The sequence below is a fragment of the Corynebacterium sp. ES2730-CONJ genome (genome assembly GCF_024834055.1).
GTDB lineage: Bacteria > Actinomycetota > Actinomycetes > Mycobacteriales > Mycobacteriaceae > Corynebacterium.
This window is the reverse complement of record NZ_JANUXZ010000001.1, coordinates 128,949-146,241: the sequence shown is the minus strand read 5'-3', so window position 1 is coordinate 146,241 and position 17,293 is coordinate 128,949. Positions and strand designations below refer to the sequence as shown.

Sequence of the window (17,293 nt, the reverse complement as noted above, 5' to 3'; positions counted from 1 at the left end):
GATCAGCAGTTATGACAATTTCAGTGAAAGAAGATATGCGGTATCTCGGTTCACTCCTCGGCAAGGTTATCGCAGAGCAAGAGGGTGAGGAGGTACTCGAGCGGGTCGAGGCGGCTCGGCAACTGTCCTTCAAGGTAGCCAGAAATGAGGCAGGTATCCAGGAGCTAGTTGCTATGTTCCGTGACCAAACTTCAGAAGCATTCCTGCCTGTGGTTCGCGGCTTCTACCACTTTGCTCTCCTGGCCAACGTTGTGGAGGACCTTCACGACCATTGCGAATTTGTTGCTTCGCGCGAGAAGGGGGAGCCAGCAAAAGACTCCACTTTGGAAGCAACCTGGAAAAAGCTCGTCGACTCCGAAGTAGCTGGGGAAGATATAGCGGATATGCTAGCCAATGCCGAAATCGCGCCGGTACTAACCGCGCACCCCACCGAAACTCGACGTCGCACAGTATTTGATGCCCAGAGTCATATCACTGAGCAGCTCAGACGCCGGCACCGAGTTATTCAAGCTGGAGAAAATGCCCTCACTCAATCCCGGTTGTCCCACATCGAGAATGAGATTAAGCGATGGATGAATACCCTCTGGCAGACTGCTTTGATGCGAGTAGCCCGGCCGACAATCGAAGACGAGATTGAGGTGGGTTTGCGGTACTATAAATTAGCCCTTCTGCAGGCCATCCCTGAGCTTAACCAAAGCGTGAAGCACCAACTTTTTGACCACTATGGCATCCGCGCCCGTGAAGGCGCTGCCATCAAGCCAGGCTCGTGGATCGGTGGTGATCACGACGGAAACCCCTATGTCACAGCAAAAACGCTTCATTATGCCACTACCCGTGCTGCCGAAACTGTCCTGAAATACTATATAGCGCAGCTGCATAAGCTCGAACATGAACTCAGTATCTCAGACCGGATTTCGAGCGTCACCGAAGAGCTACTAGAACTGGCCGCTCAGGGGCACAACGATATACCCGGCCGTGTGGATGAACCCTATCGACGTGCGATTCATGGAATTCGCGGTCGCATGATGGCCACTCTAGCCTCCCTCATCGAATCCGCCGCACCAGAGGACGATTGGTACCAGATCCATGAACCTTATGCCAGCGCCGAGGAAACTGCTCGTGACTTAGAGATCATTGACGCCTCGCTGCGTGCTTCAAATGATGACACAATCGCTGAAGACCGATTAGCGTTAGTGCGCACGGCCCTCATGACCTTCGGTTTCAATCTCTACTCGATGGATTTACGTCAAAATTCTGATAGCTACGAGGACGCTCTGACAGAGATCTTCGCCCACGCTCAGGTGACAGAAGATTATCGTAGCCTCGATGAGCAGTCTAAGAGAGAAATACTCTTGCGCGAATTGCGCTCGCGGCGACCACTCATTTCTAAGAGCGGAGGAGACTTCAGCGAGGCCACCCAACGCGAGCTTGATTTGCTCGAAGAAGCTAAGCGGGCGATAGATAAGTTCGGTCCTCGGATGATTCCTCACTCGATCATATCGATGGCACAATCCGTTTCCGATATCTTAGAGCCGATGGTACTACTCAAAGAGTTCGGCATTATCGAGGCCAACGGAGATCATCCCACAGGCGATATCGATATTATTCCGCTATTTGAGACTATCGATGATTTGGCCGCTGGTTCTACTATCCTCGAGGAGCTATGGGGCATCCCGCTTTACCGTTCCTACCTTCGCCAGCGCGGCGATATGCAGGAGGTCATGCTCGGATATTCAGATTCCAATAAGGACGGAGGATACTTTGCCGCGAATTGGGCGCTCTACGACGCCGAAGTGGATCTCGTTCAACTTAGCCAGCGCCATAATATCAGGCTGCGTTTATTCCATGGCCGCGGAGGTGTTGTGGGTCGAGGAGGCGGACCTTCTTACGACGCGATATTAGCCCAACCGCATGGTGCTGTTCAGGGCGCGGTGCGCATCACCGAACAGGGAGAGGTTATATCTGCCAAATATGGAACGCTGGAGACGGCCCGTCGTAATCTGGAAACACTGCTTGCTGCCACTATAGAGGCGACGCTACTGAAAAAGAAGAATCCCGCGCGAGAAGAAGCACACCAGATTATGCGAGATATCTCGGCCCTAAGCCAGGAAAAGTATGCAGCTTTAGCTCATGAGGACCCAGGTTTCATTGACTATTTCAAAGCATCGACGCCGCTGGCTGAGATTGGGTCACTGAATATAGGGTCACGCCCTGCCTCGCGCAAGCAGACTGAGGCTATCTCAGATCTACGGGCTATTCCATGGGTACTAAGCTGGACCCAATCACGCGTGATGCTGCCCGGATGGTTTGGCGTGGGAACCGCGCTGAAATGCTGGATTGAACAGGGTGAAGATCCTAACGCACGCCTAGAAAAGCTAAGGATGCTCTATAAGGAGTGGCCATTCTTCGATGCGCTGCTGTCCAATATGGCCCAGGTGATGTCGAAGACTGAAATGACTCTAGCCAAGTTGTATTCAGAATTAGTTGAAGATCAAGAAGCCGCTATTCGGATCTATGAAACGATCCAGGCAGAATACGAGCTCACTAAGGAAATGTTCCTCGCTATTTCGGGAGCCAGAGAACTGCTCTACGACAACCCGCAGCTCGCTCGATCAGTGCGTCGCCGGTATCCTTATCTGCTGCCACTCAATGTTATCCAAGCGGAATTGCTGAGACGGTATCGTGCAGATGGATCCGAGGGTGACCGAGAGGCCTCCGTCGGCTACGGGATTCGTTTAACGATGAACGGTTTAGCAACCGCACTGCGGAATTCAGGCTAGTGATAATGTGGTGTATCATGGTGAAGACGAAAAGCTGCTCCATAGGGTAGCTGTGAAAACGAATCAAAGAAGGTTTTATTAAATGGTTCTCGCCCTGCAGATTATTTTGGTGCTTTCCAGTGTTTTGATGACTCTGTTTGTTTTATTGCACCGCGGTAAAGGTGGCGGACTCTCCAGCCTTTTTGGTGGCGGCGTTCAGTCTAACCTTTCGGGATCTACCGTGGTAGAAAAGAACCTCGATCGCTTCACCATTGTTACAGGGCTCATCTGGATGACCTGTATCGTTGCTCTAAATCTCATCCAATCTTATGCAGTATAAGAAAAATCCCCTCTAACGAGGGGATTTTTTCTTAACTGAGTACATCCTGAGTCGCGTAGAGAACTGTTTCCTTTCGCCCATACGCACCAGTAGCCGGCCACTGGGTAAAATCCTCGCACCCAACCAACGCAGATGCTGCCCGGGATTTCTCTGACCCAGAGACCAAGAACCACACATAATCTGAGCGGCGAATCGCCGGGTAGGTCAAAGATACGCGCTCCCGCGGTGGCTTAGGTGAATCGAAAACGGGGAGAACTAATCGTCGACTTTCCTTTTGGATAGGAGAGTGAGGGAATATGGAATTGATATGGCCCTCGCCGCCCATTCCCAAGAGGTGAAGATCGAAACCTTGGGGAGCAAAATCGCTCAGGACAGCTTCATAGGAGTGCGCCGCGTCCTCTAAGTCGACTCCACCTAATCCGTACCCATGGATATTCGCCTCAGGAATATCAATGTGGTCTAGGAGCGCCTCCCTCGCCTGTCCTTCGTTAGAATCGCTGTGATCGACGGACACATTACGTTCATCACCGAAGAAGAGATGAACGAGTTCCCAATTGATATCCATGGTCCTCAGTTCTCTGAGGATGCCAATCCCAGCCCCACCGCCTGTCAGCACGATCCGGGCCACACCGTCGGAGTGCGCTCCACCAGTGCTGTTAATCGAGAGTATAAGACGCCTAAGGTCTCTTGCAGCCTGTTCTAGAAGCGGCTCCACGGTGTTAAAGCTGTTTATTTTTACCATTTCTCTTAGTTCCTTCAGAAATTAAACCGATGGGTAATGAACGGCGGTTAGGCCACGCAGAGCCTTGTGGTATGCGGCATCGGGATCGAGATGACGAAGTTCCTCTGCTAAGCAGTCTGCCGTTGAGCGAACATTGACCGCCACCTTGGCCTTCATATCGCCCGATTCAACACAAATTGTCTGATTTTGAGGGTCTGATCGAAGCACCAATATTTCAGATTCTCTTTCGATCTCCACCAATGCCACTGGGATCTCGTCATCGGAGTCCACCTCCAAAATCTTTCTGGTCGTGGGTACCCTTAATCGATCGACCAGCCAACCAGCTGCCAAATCGACAGAAGGTGAGTTCGCAGGACCGAAGACTGTAATTGAGCGAATGTCCTCATGTGGAGGTTGATCCAATGCCGAAGCTAATACGCCGCGCCATGGGGTGAGACGAGCCCATGCGATATCGGTATCACCTGGCGCATAGGAGTTGCGGCGGTGGTACAAAGCATCGACAAGTTTATCAAAGCGTGCATCGGTGATACGACGTTGGGCTATCTTTCCCAGCGGATCCTCGCTAGGAAAAGCGGGGGAGCTAAATGGCCACCAGACTACAATTGGGGTATCTGGAAGCAGCAACGGAGTCACCACATGAACCAGGTGGTCATTGACCTCACCGTGGAGCTTCATGATAATGAGCTCGGAAGCACCCGCATCACCTCCGATCCGCACCTCAGCATCGAGGTGATGGTCAGCGTCGGTATCGCCTTTGACAAGAACGATGACACGAGAAGGATGTTCTCGCGAAGCCATCTTAGTTGCCTCGATGATGCTCTCAAGAGGATCAGTAGCTGCGACGACTACCAGCAAAGTAAGCACTCGGGACGTGGTGCCCTGCATGCCATTATCACGCATTTTTACCAGGGTATTAGCAATCTCGCTGGTACTGGAATTATCTAGGCAAAAAATCATCAGTTTGCTACCTTCATCTATGGACGCCGCCACACACGGTGCGAACCAGCGAGGATACGATCAGCAGAAGCGGGCCCCCACGTACCTGCAGCATATTCATCGGGACGCCCGCGCCTAGCCCAATAATCGAGGATTGGGTCGAGAATCTTCCAAGAGAGTTCAACCTCCTCGTTGGTGGGGAAGAGAGACGCCTCATCGAGGAGGGCATCAAGAATGAGACGTTCGTAGGCTTCAGGAGATTCTTCTGTAAAAGCTTCGCTGTAGGAGAAGTCCATATTCACATCGCGCACTTCCATTCCCGACCCTGGGACCTTAGAGCCAAAGCGCAGCAGCATCCCTTCATCGGGCTGAACCCTAATAACAACTACATTTGGGCCCTGGGCGTGGCGTGATCCCTCGGAGAAAGGTTGATGGGGGGCATCTTTGAATATGAGAGCTATTTCAGTGACGCGACGCCCCAGTCGTTTACCTGTTCGCAAAAAGAAGGGGACCCCGGCCCATCGACGAGAATTAATTTCTAAGGTACAGGCGGCGTATGTTTCGGTTGTGGAATCTGGATCAAATCCATCTTCCTCGCGCAAACCTCGGACAAATTCAGACCCTTGCCAGCCAGCCGTGTATTGGCCTCGAGCAGTAGTTTTACCGTAGGGCTCAACAGGGCGGGTTGCGCGCAGTACTTTAATCTTTTCTGCTTGGAGTTGTTCTGGAGTGAAGTCGATCGGTTCTTCCATGGCAACGAGAGCGAGAAGTTGGATCAAGTGATTTTGAATAACATCGCGGGCAGCCCCGATGCCGTCATAGTAGCCAGCGCGCCCTCCTAGACCGATATCTTCGGCCATAGTAATTTGCACGTGGTCAATATAGTGGGAATTCCAGAGCGGATCGAAAAGCTGATTGGCAAAGCGCAGCGCCATAATATTTTGCACAGTTTCTTTGCCTAGATAGTGATCGATGCGAAAGACCGCGTGCTCTGGGAAGACGGAATTAATGATATTGTTTAGCTCTCTCGCAGTTTTCTGGTCATGCCCGAAGGGCTTTTCCACGATGACCCGTCGCCATGAGCCCTTGGGGCCCTTAGCCATTCCGGAGCGCTCTAGCTGGTGGCAGACATCGGAGAAATAGTCCGGCGGCACCGAAAGGTAAAATGCCCAGTTACCTGCGGTTCCACGGTCGCGATCCAGTTCTTCAAGCTTGGCTGCGAGCGAATCAAATGCCTGGTCATCATCAAAATTGCCTCGAACAAAGTGCATGCCCTCGGCCAATCGGTGCCAAATATTCTCATTGAAGTCAGTGCGGGCTCCAGATTTAACCGCCTTGAGAACATATTCTTCAAAATCCGTTTTTGTCCAGTCGCGGCGACCGTAGCCCACGAGGGAGAATCCAGCTGGTAATAACCCGCGGGAGGCGAGATCGTAAATGGCTGGTAAGAGTTTTTTCCGAGCCAAGTCACCAGTCACTCCGAAGATCACCATGCCAGAGGGGCCAGCTATCTGAGGTAGCCTTTTGTCGCTGGTGCTTCTTAACGGATGAAGCCACTCTTGAGGATCACTATCTATTTTTTGCACGCTTTTACTCACGTCCTCGCATCTTACTCGGCACCAGAATTAACCTCACACTCTGCACATAACCGCGATAGCCCACTGCAATGAGGGCTTCGCTATTACTGCAGCCGAGCTCCCATTGATTCCAGCAGGTCCTCCCACGCTGCCACGAATTTCTCGACCCCTTCAGCTTCCAACTTTTCGAAAACATCTGGCAGATCAATACCTAGATCTTGTAAGGTGCTGAGCACCTTGGCCGCGTCGTTCTCGGCTTCACTGAGGGTATCACCCTTGATATCTTCCGCTTCAAGCGTGGCATCAATTGTGCTCTCAGGCATTGTATTAACGGTTAGTGGGCCCGCCAGCTCGGTTACATACAGGGTGGCGGGGTAGTTGGGATTTTTGACGCCGGTCGAAGCCCACAACGGCCGCTGAATATGCGCACCTGCTGGCATATCTGCACTCTTGAATTGATCAGCGAATAGCGCGTAGGCCACTCGAGCGTTAGCTATGCCCGCTTTACCCCGCATGGCCAGAGCTTCCGGTGTGCCGATATCTTCGAGTCGCGCGTCGATTTCGGTGTCGAGTCGGGAGACAAAAAACGAAGCCACAGAGTGGATTTTTGTCACATCCAGATTGTTTCGGTAGGCGGCATTGATTCCGTCGATATAGGCCTCGATCACCTGGCCGTAGCGTTCGACGGAGAAAATGAGCGTGACATTAACGCTGATTCCTTCAGCAAGTGCTGCTGATATTGCGGGGAGCGAGCCTTCGGTGGCCGGGATCTTGATCATGAGGTTTTCCCGATCAACACGCTCCCATAGGGTCCGCGCCTGAGCTAAAGTTGCGGCCGCATCATCTGAAATGCGCGGATCTACTTCAATCGAGACGCGGCCATCTTTCCCCTGAGTTTCGAGGTAGATATCCCGGAAAATATCGCACGCGTCGCGAACATCTTGGATACTCATTTCATAGACGGCCTCGTCTGCGGGCATTCCCTGCTCTTTAAGCGCTGCAATCTGATCATCATAGGCAGAGCCTTGCGACATTGCATGAGCAAAAATAGCGGGGTTGGTGGTCACTCCCACAACACTTTTGTCGGAGATAACTCGTCGAAGATTTCCAGAGTTAATGCGATCACGGCTGAGGTCATCTAACCAGGTGGACGTTCCAACGGCTTGGAGCTTATCTATTGCATTCATGGTTTCATCCTTGAGGTTTTTAACGAAAGTATTTAAATGCGGGCGAAACTTTCAGATCTCAGTTCCGCCCGCACTACTTCTTTACTGGTTCCTAGGCAGCCAGACTGTCTTTAGCGGCTTTCACGACGTTGTCGACCGTGAAACCAAATTCTTCAAACAGTTTGTCGGCTGGAGCCGAGGCGCCAAAATGTTCGAGCGATATAGCCCGCCCCTGCAATCCTAGGTGGCGATGCCACGGCATGGAGATTCCCGCCTCAACAGCAACGCGGGCGCGTACGTGAGGTGGCAGTACGGACTCTTGGTAGGCCTGGTCTTGCTCCTCGAACCAGTCGAGGCAGGGAACCGAAACAACGCGGGCGGCAATACCCTCCTTCTCCAATTGAGCAGCTGCCTTTACTACCAACTGAACCTCGGATCCGCTGGCCATGAGTAGGACCTCAGGCGTAGCGGCAGAGGCTTCCTTGAGTATATAAGCGCCACGACGAAGTCCCTCGCGAGCCTTCTCTTTAGTGCCGTCTAGGACCGGGAGATTCTGGCGCGAGAGCGCTAAACCCTTTGGGCCTTCCTTGTAGAGTAGCGCTGCGCGCCAAGCCGCTGCAGTCTCGTTAGCGTCGGCGGGGCGAATAAGTGATAGTCCGGGGATAGCACGAAGGCTGGCCAGTTGCTCTACTGGCTGGTGAGTGGGACCATCCTCGCCAAGTCCAATGGAATCGTGGGTCCAGACATAGTAAGCATCAGTTCCCATGAGGGCGGCTAGACGCACAGCGGGGCGCATATAGTCGGAGAAAATTAAGAAGGTTCCGCCGTACGGCCTCGTGCCCCCGTGCAGCGCGATTCCGTTCATAATCGCACTCATGGCGTGCTCGCGAATACCGAAATGGAGGTTACGGCCATCTGGTGCCGCAGTCCAGGTGGAGGTGCTAATAGACTCTGGTCCAAATGATTTTTCACTCTTCATCACGGTGTTATTGGAACCAGCTAGATCGGCGGAGCCGCCCCAAAGCTCAGGCAGGGTTTTCGCCAGTTCCTGAATGACCGACTCTGAGGCCTTGCGGGTAGCCACTGAGTCCCCGGCCTCCCACGTCGGTAGATCAGCATCGAAGTCAGCTGGTAGCTCACGCTTATTAAGACGCTCGAAGAGCTCCCGTTTTTCGGGGTGCTGTTGAGACCATTGCTCGAATTTCTGTGACCATTCGGCATGCTTATTTGCACCGCGCTCGACCAAATTGCGGGTGTGAGCTAATACCTCATCGCTGATAGGGAAGTGGATTTCAGGATCAAAGCCGAGTTCTCGCTTTGTGGCGGCGATTTCCTCTTCGCCCAGGGCAGCGCCATGGACAGCGCCGGTATTCATCATAGTTGGGGCGGGATAACCAATGATGGTACGAACCCGAATAAACGATGGACGCTGGCGGTCAGCCTGGGCCGCAGCAATAGCCTCTTCGATGGCGACGATATCCTCGCCACTCTCAACTTCTAGTACTTGCCATCCATACGCCCGATAGCGTGCGCAAACATCCTCGTCAAAGGCAATATCGGTTTCCTCTTCGATGGAGATTTTATTATCATCCCAAAAGACGATGAGGTTACCTAGCTTCTGAGTACCCGCGAGCGAACAGGCCTCAGACGTTACCCCTTCCTGCATATCGCCGTCGGAGGCGATGGTGTAGATATAGTGATCGAATGGTGACTCACCTTGGGGCGTATCCGGATCGAATAGCATGCGCTCACGGCGTGCCGCCATAGCCATACCCACCGCGGAGGCTAACCCTTGACCGAGTGGTCCGGTGGTAATTTCCACGCCTTTAGTGTGGCGGTACTCGGGGTGACCTGGGGTCTTTGCGCCCCAGGTACGCAGGGCCTTGAGGTCATCGAGTTCCAGGCCAAAACCTCCGTAAAACAGCTGGATATATTGAGTGAGCGAACTGTGACCACACGAGAGTACAAAACGGTCACGGCCTACCCATTGATCGTCCTGGGGGTCAACATTCATCGTGTGCTGATACAGGGTGTAGGCAAGCGGCGCCAGTGACATTGCGGTGCCGGGGTGCCCTGAGCCGCATTTCTGCACGGCATCTGCAGCGAGGATGCGAGCGGTGTCAATGGCTTGTGTATCCAAATCACTCCAGTGATCTGGATAATTGCGAACCGTATGCTTTTTAAGCTCAGGAGATAAGGTCACAGTGATAGTCCGTCCTTTAATATTTTTTCGTGGTCGAGGCTCGCGCAAGCGAGTTTATGCGCGAACCACATCCCACAGTTTAGCGCCATTTGGCTTCAAGGATGGCAGCGAGCTGGCTGGAGCTGGTATACGGCGAACAAAATGAACGAAGCGAGGGAGTTTTGATAAGCCAAACTCTTCAATGAGGAGTACCTTGGACTAGGTACGATAACGTTTCCCCCGCTCGATGACTGTGGCTCAAATCTTTTCGTTGAGTTTTTCCAGTATGCTGAGAAACGTACTTTCACAGAAATTATGGAGGAGATAATCCTTGGAGACGATCAAGGCCTATATTGCGTTGACGAAGCCCCGGGTCATTGAACTCCTCTTGGTAGCAACCATTCCCGCCATGCTGCAGGCTGAGCGTGGGGAGAATAATATCGCGCTCATCCTGTTGACCGTCATAGGAGGCTGGATGGGGGCAGCAGCTGCTAATACCTTCAATATGGTGGCGGATTCCGATATCGATCAGAAAATGGGGAGGACTCGTTCGCGCCCCCTTGTCAGGCACACGGTTTCCAACCGAAATGCCACCATCTTCGCGTGGGCGCTTACTGTTTTGAGCTTTCTTTTTCTCTGGCTCCTCTGCAATTCGCTTTTAGCGGCCGTATGTGTGATGCTCACCATTGCTTTTTATATCTTTGTTTACACAAAGTTTTTAAAAAGGCGCACCCATATGAATATCGTTTGGGGTGGCGCGGCGGGCTGCATGCCTGTGATAGTGGGGTGGGCCGTAATTAAAGACAATATGCCTGGAACAGACCTGGCTCACTGGTGGCAGGCCATCGTACTCTTCCTGATCATTTTCTTTTGGACGCCCCCGCATACGTGGGCCTTGGCCATGAAGTATAAGGAAGATTACAAGGCCGCTGGAGTGCCCATGCTGCCGGTAGTCCGGGAGGAAGTTGAGGTGACTCGGCAGATTGTTGGCTATACCGTTGCCACGGTTATAACCACCTTCCTTCTTATTCCCGCGGCTGGATGGATTTATGCAGTGGGATCAATCATCTCAGGAGCAGGCTTTCTATTTATGGCGATTCGGCTCCATCAAGGAGTCAAGCGTGGCGTGCCGGTCAAACCACTCAAGCTCTTCATTTTGTCGAATAACTATTTAGCTGTGCTCTTTGTAGCGCTATCGGTCGACGCTATTTTAGGCTTGGAAACTTTCGGTGCGATGCTTGATCCCTTTTTTGTGGCCTAAGAATGAGCCTCGGTCCCCGGGCGCACACTTCCTCAGACTTTCGAGCTCAAGGAAACGTAGCAAAAGCCGAGCGTATCGCTTGAAACTATACGATAGTCACATAGCCTTTCTTAGCTCATCAGCCTCATGGTTGTGGCTGCACTCTCGCCAGTTAAATGCACATCGAGATATTTTGTACACCACAAGAGAACGATTGGAGAAATCGCCAGTGCGGTTTCCGTCATCCTCATGGGGGCATCTCAAGGGTTATTGTCTATCTGCTGCCAGGCTGGAGCAGTGACAGCTGACTAAAGGGGACGTGAAACAATGATCTTTTTCTCAACGCCGAAGCGACGGCTATACACGCGAGAATGCACACCTAATCCTTTAGCCGATGATTCTATGCCTAACCGGGGTTCTCCTAATACGCGTGTGCATATATCAATGAATCAAGGTGCCTCGGGGATAGAGCACGCAGCTCCTCATGACCTACATCAAACAGTACGATGAGTTAACGCAGGGCCCGCTAGGTCGGAACTATCCCAGAATTTGGCAGATACACGACGTATCTCGGCAAATTAGATGGTGTGAATTAGAACAATTTCCAGCTACTTAGCTGAAACTTTTGCCTCGAGAAAGCTCGTGTCCATCCGCTTGATTCTGCGAACCTTATGCCTCGAAGCTTGGTGATCGAGAAAACCTCGCCTGTATACTCCACACTTTCTGACACCACAGCATCTCCCTGCCGTTCTCGTTAGGGAGCAAAAGAGGGACAACCGAACCACAAGCCAAAGTGTGGCGAGTTGCTCAGAACAAAGAATGTCTGACTGCTCAGAAAGCTTAGACAGTTGCCTAAGGCGAGGCAGGGAAAAACCTAGATATATCAGTGGATAGAGACGGTTTGAGCTAGCAATTAGCCCGTTGAACTGGGAAGTATCGTGGTTGTTCGTAGCGGATTGCTGGCCACAGCACACGCGTTAGTATTGAGAAATTTGTCTGCTGCATGAAATCTCGATCCGTGACTGTGGGGTCATATAGGCTGTGCCGCTTTAGTTATCACCGCACACCAGGAAGCCGATGCCGCTGAATTTAATGAACACGCTATGCCCCAAGTTTTATACGACCTGGCGGCATGGTCATAAAAGCCGAACACAACGATATGACGTGTGCGCGATTAACATTTTCTTCTCGTCCCTGTGGTTTTAGGTTTCGGCTGATATTGCACTGCCTATCGTCTATTGAGTTAGCTTGACCCTGCAGGTCTTTTATGGGGGAATTATTCGTAACTGAATATAAACTCGTGGTCAACTAATAGACCGTCGACTGTAGTCACTGCCTTAATTCCTAGCGAAGCTGGCTATCTCTCTTAGCTCGAACACATCCTGATCAACCCCAAGCGGAGCGCAATTACTGCTCAGGGCTGATCTGAGGTCACGATCTATTAATATCTGCACGATATGCATCGATGAGATCTTTTCCTGGGTTAGTCATATGCATTTGATCAGTGAATTTCACCAGTGATCGCGAGGAATCGTCCCAATCGTGATACAACGAACCCCCTAGGATCTGCTAGGGGGTTAAAAATCAGAGTTGATGATATTCCTGTTCAGGCGAGGTGTCTTCTGGGTGACGGCTCCAGCCTTGGGCATAGAGGAAGCCGAGGAGCGCCACGACGACAGAGCTGAAGCCGATATGGACAGGCACCGTCCAGCGAGGCACCCCTAAGCGGTATTGTATGACTCCAATGAGTGCCTGGAGCACTATTGTAGCGATAAGCCACAGGGTCGTTGTCTTGGTTTTGGTTGGAACGCGTTGAAAAGCTAACGATGCGGCGATAAGTGTGACCACTGCGAGCAATAAATACATTGTCCACGCGTGAATATGGGCCATCCATGCAATGTCGACCTCAAGACGCCCCTGCATTCCTGCTTCGGAGTCACCAGCGTGAGGCCCGGCTCCTGTCACCATGGTTCCAGTAGCGAGCACGAGAACTAGCAACCCAGCTGCGAAGGATACGAGGTAGCGCAGTGATTGATCGTAGGTGCGGTGGGGGATACCAGCATCGGGTTCCCCCACTCGAATATAGAAGATGGCAGCTAACCAGACGAGGAGCATGGACGGCAGGAAGTGAATGGCGACGGACCACCACTGAAGATCTAGCAGAACCGAGATTCCGCCGAGAACAGCTTGAATGATGACACCGATTCCCTGGACAATTCCGTGTATCACGAGTTCTTTGCGTCGATGAGCAGCCACAATAGAAATAAAGGCAGCGATGACTATGCCGATGAGAACAAAAGTGAGGAGCCTATTGCCAAACTCGATTGCTTGGTGAATCCACGGTGCAGCCCCCGGAACTGGCACGAGGGAGCCCTCGTGGCATAAAGGCCATGTATTACACCCGAGGCCTGATCCTGTCACCCGGACAATGGAGCCAGTCACAGTAATACCTGCCTGGGCAAGCAGCACAAATAGTACTAATCGCCGCTGATATGGGATAAGGAATTTTGCTCGGCGCTGGATAGATTCTTGCATGCTAGACACGCGATTATTTTACCCCGCAACGCAAGGCGCTGAAAGTTATTAACACCTAACCGATGAATCTGTGAGAAATATCTTATGAATAGTACTCGACTAATCTGTGAAAGAGAAGAAACGGATCGATGCAGCGATGCCCAGGATTGTCCATACTATCAAGCTGAGCACAGCGAAACCTGGAAACTGACCGGCAAATGCTGAACCAATTCCATCAGCCAGAGCTACGGAAGGAATAATGTGGTACAGCGGGTGGATGGACTCGACGTTGAAGGTCAGGTAGCTAGCCGCCCCCACCAAAAGCACCCATATAAGGTTTGCTAAACCCAGCACCATTTCAGAGGAGAGAGTTCCACCAAGGAACATTCCCAAGGCAGTAAAACAGGCAACCCCGACAAAAAAGATGACCACACCAATGACCCCGAAGCCGAAGGTCGTCCTCCACCCGGTTATAAGTGCAACCAGGGTAAGGCACGCTACCTGCAAACTGGAGACTACAAGCAGTCCTACTACTTTTCCCAGAATAATTGTGGAGGCAGGTACACCCGAGGCGCCCGCCCTTTTCAACGCCCCATAGCGACGATCGAAAGCTAGAGAAATTGCTTGACCTGAAAAGCCCGAGCTCATCGCTGCGATAGCAAGAACCGTAGGGAAAATCGGGGAATGGGGGCTATACGTATCGAGCTGAGGGAGAAAATATGCTGCAATGATGATGCCAATCGGGATGACAAAGCTCAGCAGAAATTGCTCTCCATGACGCAAAAATAACAAGGCTTCAATTTTTCCCTGGGACTTCAGCATATGCATCACAGAGGCCCGCTGTGGTTGTGGGCTAAAGATACCTGGGGGGATATGACCAGGCTGCGGTTGAGAAATAGTCATAGAATAGCTCTTTCTAACTTCTTAAAGCGCGTCCAGTGATCTCAAGGAAAATATCCTCGAGACTTCGGGCCTCGGTCGACAATGAAATAATTAGGGCGTTTTGTTCGGCAGCCAATCGGGCAAGCTGAGAAATCAAGGCTGGGGTGGGTTCAGTTGGTATCGAGTACACCAAGGGGCGAATCGCTTCAACGCCCAAGGCCGCCCACGGCGCAGCGGTTATGTCAAGGTCTCGATCCGTTTCGAATTTTAAGCCCGGAGAGGCTTCTTTACGCAGTTCGCTAGGACTACCGGCTGCGACCACGCTTCCCTGATCGATAATGACCACCTCGTCAGCTAAAGCCTGGGCTTCGTCCATTAAATGCGTGGTTAAGATGACCGTAACCCCGTCGGCGCGTAGTTGCCTTATTAATCTCCAGACTAGAACACGAGATTGTGCGTCCAATCCGGCTGTGGGTTCATCGAGAAAGACCACCTTCGGGCGCGAAATCAGGGCGAGAGCTAAAGCTAGTCTCTGCTTTTGCCCTCCGGAAAGTCGCCGATAGGTCGTTGACCTGACATTACCCAAGCCCAGCAATTCAATCAGCCAATCGGGATCAAGGGGATTAGCATTATAGGACGCCGACAACTTCAGCATTTCTTCGACCCTAATGCCCGAATAAGATCCAGATTCCTGCAACATAATGCCAATAATTGCGCGCACATCCTGAGGCCTGGTAACCGGATCGATACCGCAAACGCTGACAGCGCCGTGCGTCGGCTTCTGAAAACCTTCGCAGATATCAATCAGCGTCGTCTTACCAGCACCATTGGGGCCTAGGAGAGCCAGAACTTTTCCCTCGGGAACGCTGAAACTAACATCTTTAAGCGCCTGTATATCTCCGAAAACCTTGCTCAATCTTGAGACCCTGAGAGCAGGGGTTTTGGTGGGAGTCATCTTCACAACACCCTAGTCTATGCGACGTTTGAAATTTCTCCGGTAGGAAACGTACATGAGGCTGATAATTACTACCAATCCAACGACTGAGGCGGTATAAATCGAAAGTACCGTTTCTGGAGGCAGTGATAACCCCCGCGGAAGAACGAAAAAGCTCAGTAAGAGCGTATACGCAATGACTGCGGCTCTAAAAACCTCCCTATTAGCCCACGCGGCCAAGGGTAGAATCGCCCACAGCATATACCACGGGTGTACGACGGGAAAGAACGCCACCATTACTAGAGTTGATATCCCAAGCGCACCCACAGGGTGAATGGCGCCCTGATAGGTGCGCAGGAGTAACCGCACCATAGCAAAACCTGCAACCGCCAACCCCGACAGTCGGGTGATGATGAGGATAGCTTCGGTGTGATCACCTAAGTAGAGAAATTTCCCCACGAATCCGAAGATTACTCCGAGGGCAGTTGATATAGACATCCAGCTGCGTACGGCTATGGCCCCGCCTTGGCCAGTGATCCACCCTGAGCCGATCCCACTGACCCACGTGACGGTGAGGATAGCAGCGATCATGCAAAAGGTCTGCAGCGCAACAGCGATCAGCCAAGCTGAGGGTGTGCTGCGGCCGCGCAGGTGAATGACTCTAGCAATAGCCATTCCGATGAAACCGAGTCCGATAAAGCCGGTAACTTTAACCATTCCTGCGAGACTAATGAGAAGGCCACTGGTTGCTAGCAAAATGACTGCTCGCCTCGAGCCCGAGCGTTCCATGTAATCCACTCCGCGTAAGCCGACTTCAATGCCTGCCATGAGTAAACCGAGCAGGATCGACTCGTTATGGATGCCACCAATGAGGTGGAGGATAGTGAGCGGGTTGAGTATCCCTAGCCATAATGCGGCCTGCGGGAGAACACCGCAGCGTTTTGCTAGGTGAGTAAGAGCCCATCCGGCTAGAGCAACCCCAAGGAGAGAGATGATGCGGTGAGCAAGAACCCCAAGCACGATGGAGTCATTGGTGAGGAATGAGATCAAGGCAGCGATTCCTAATGCTACGGGCCCGTAAGGGGAGGGGGAATGGGCCCAGATGAACGGTACCGAACGGGCCAGATCGTTGTCAGTCCCGAGGAGATCTACAGGTCCCGCGCTATATGGATCGAGACCCATCACTACAATCGCACCGTTGGCTAAGTATGAGTAAATATCTTGAGTAAACATAGGTGCGCTTGCGATCAGCGGTAAGCTCCAAGCCACGAAAGTACGCCTGGTCATCGACATGCTAATAAGACCCATACGCGTATGAGCCTCTTTCAAGGCTACCCCGGCAAACGGCGCCATAAATAGCCACGCTAGGACTAAGAGAGCTATGCCAACAAAGCACAGCACTGTTGATGCTTGGAGCATTCTAGCCATGAGAGTGCCACCAGGAAAGACAGTATAAGGTGAGTTCACTACGGGCAGGGCTCCTGCTCCCAGGGCCCCTAGGCTAAGGAGTAGGGATCCTAGTGTGCCCATCCATCTGGTGAAGGCGAAACGTTCGAGATCAATGGCCGTGAGTGGGGTGTGGATACGATCCCTGACTGTGGGTTCCATTTCCGCCTCGGTAGAATCGCCGATCAGGGTTACGCTGCCATCGCGGAGAGTCTTGATGAGATCGACGCCGCTGGTGGCCTTTACCAGCAGGGAGGTATCGTGATAGCGTTCACCGCTTTCCGTCTGTAGAGAGGGTGGAATTGATTGAATACGCAGCACGGTGCGGAGGGCTCGGTTCCACCACAAGGGTGCATTCTTGCTCACTCACTCAGCTTAACTCAATCTTTTGCAGTAACGGACTTAGGCTCAAGCTGAAACCTCGCATCGCAAGTGTTTCGCAACCGTGGAACGCACTGAGAGGAGTCTGAGAAAAAACGACCACCCTCACCCTGTTTGAGTAGCAAAACCGTTGATAGGGTGCCCTAAATACTAGAGGTGAGAGCGATAGGCACTTTTCGGGGTTGTAACAGTGC

At 52.1% G+C, this 17,293-nt stretch carries 12 protein-coding genes; 3 read left to right on the top strand and 9 right to left on the bottom strand.

Annotation, left to right across the window (positions count from 1 at the left end):
• The first annotated feature begins 11 nt into the window (after window positions 1–11).
• Complete coding sequence (gene ppc, locus NXS13_RS00660; RefSeq protein ID WP_259076806.1) at window positions 12–2,780, top strand: phosphoenolpyruvate carboxylase; 2,769 nt, start codon at window positions 12–14, stop codon at window positions 2,778–2,780.
• An 82-nt stretch (window positions 2,781–2,862) separates the two neighbouring features.
• Window positions 2,863–3,099, top strand: a complete 237-nt coding sequence (gene secG / locus NXS13_RS00655) for a preprotein translocase subunit SecG (protein WP_259076808.1) — start codon at window positions 2,863–2,865, stop codon at window positions 3,097–3,099.
• Between the two features lie 31 nt (window positions 3,100–3,130).
• Here secG and pgl read toward each other — a convergent pair whose 3' ends face one another.
• The 5 genes from pgl to tkt all read right to left on the bottom strand — a co-directional run bounded on the left by pgl (window position 3,131) and on the right by tkt (window position 9,723).
• Window positions 3,131–3,841 carry a 6-phosphogluconolactonase gene (gene pgl, locus NXS13_RS00650; RefSeq protein WP_259076810.1) on the bottom strand — a complete coding sequence of 237 codons (711 nt, stop codon included), beginning with the start codon at window positions 3,839–3,841 and terminating at the stop codon, window positions 3,131–3,133.
• Window positions 3,842–3,862: 21 nt separating this feature from the next.
• Entirely contained in the window at window positions 3,863–4,798 is a 936-nt protein-coding gene (locus NXS13_RS00645; protein WP_259076812.1) for a glucose-6-phosphate dehydrogenase assembly protein OpcA, read from the bottom strand.
• Window positions 4,799–4,815: 17 nt separating this feature from the next.
• Window positions 4,816–6,375, bottom strand: a complete 1,560-nt coding sequence (zwf, locus tag NXS13_RS00640; RefSeq protein WP_259076814.1) for a glucose-6-phosphate dehydrogenase — start codon at window positions 6,373–6,375, stop codon at window positions 4,816–4,818.
• Window positions 6,376–6,458: 83 nt separating this feature from the next.
• Window positions 6,459–7,541, bottom strand: coding sequence for a transaldolase (tal, locus tag NXS13_RS00635; RefSeq protein ID WP_259076815.1), 1,083 nt, complete (start codon window positions 7,539–7,541; stop codon window positions 6,459–6,461).
• Window positions 7,542–7,632: 91 nt separating this feature from the next.
• Window positions 7,633–9,723, bottom strand: coding sequence for a transketolase (tkt, locus tag NXS13_RS00630; RefSeq protein ID WP_259076826.1), 2,091 nt, complete (start codon window positions 9,721–9,723; stop codon window positions 7,633–7,635).
• Window positions 9,724–10,033: 310 nt separating this feature from the next.
• Between tkt and NXS13_RS00625 the strand changes: the two genes are divergently transcribed.
• Window positions 10,034–10,963 (top strand): heme o synthase, encoded by a 930-nt coding sequence (locus NXS13_RS00625; protein ID WP_259076828.1) that lies wholly within the window; start codon window positions 10,034–10,036, stop codon window positions 10,961–10,963.
• Between the two features lie 1,563 nt (window positions 10,964–12,526).
• Here the strand turns inward: NXS13_RS00625 and NXS13_RS00620 are convergent.
• The 4 genes from NXS13_RS00620 to mptB form a co-directional block, all read right to left on the bottom strand.
• Window positions 12,527–13,477, bottom strand: coding sequence for a heme A synthase (locus NXS13_RS00620; protein ID WP_259077101.1), 951 nt, complete (start codon window positions 13,475–13,477; stop codon window positions 12,527–12,529).
• 99 nt (window positions 13,478–13,576) lie between these two features.
• Window positions 13,577–14,359, bottom strand: a complete 783-nt coding sequence (locus NXS13_RS00615) for an ABC transporter permease (RefSeq protein ID WP_259289226.1) — start codon at window positions 14,357–14,359, stop codon at window positions 13,577–13,579.
• A 13-nt stretch (window positions 14,360–14,372) separates the two neighbouring features.
• Entirely contained in the window at window positions 14,373–15,293 is a 921-nt protein-coding gene (locus NXS13_RS00610; protein ID WP_259289284.1) for an ABC transporter ATP-binding protein, read from the bottom strand.
• 12 nt (window positions 15,294–15,305) lie between these two features.
• Window positions 15,306–17,039 (bottom strand): polyprenol phosphomannose-dependent alpha 1,6 mannosyltransferase MptB, encoded by a 1,734-nt coding sequence (gene mptB / locus NXS13_RS00605; RefSeq protein WP_396124701.1) that lies wholly within the window; start codon window positions 17,037–17,039, stop codon window positions 15,306–15,308.
• Window positions 17,040–17,293: the final 254 nt, after the last annotated feature.

Coding starts and splice junctions, on each gene's coding strand:
- ppc (WP_259076806.1), top strand. CDS start 12: ATGACAATTTCAGTGAAAGAAGATATGCGGTATCTCGGTTCACTCCTC.
- secG (WP_259076808.1), top strand. CDS start 2,863: ATGGTTCTCGCCCTGCAGATTATTTTGGTGCTTTCCAGTGTTTTGATG.
- pgl (WP_259076810.1), bottom strand. CDS start 3,841: ATGGTAAAAATAAACAGCTTTAACACCGTGGAGCCGCTTCTAGAACAG.
- NXS13_RS00645 (WP_259076812.1), bottom strand. CDS start 4,798: ATGATTTTTTGCCTAGATAATTCCAGTACCAGCGAGATTGCTAATACC.
- tal (WP_259076815.1), bottom strand. CDS start 7,541: ATGAATGCAATAGATAAGCTCCAAGCCGTTGGAACGTCCACCTGGTTA.
- NXS13_RS00620 (WP_259077101.1), bottom strand. CDS start 13,477: ATGCAAGAATCTATCCAGCGCCGAGCAAAATTCCTTATCCCATATCAG.
- NXS13_RS00615 (WP_259289226.1), bottom strand. CDS start 14,359: ATGACTATTTCTCAACCGCAGCCTGGTCATATCCCCCCAGGTATCTTT.
- NXS13_RS00610 (WP_259289284.1), bottom strand. CDS start 15,293: ATGACTCCCACCAAAACCCCTGCTCTCAGGGTCTCAAGATTGAGCAAG.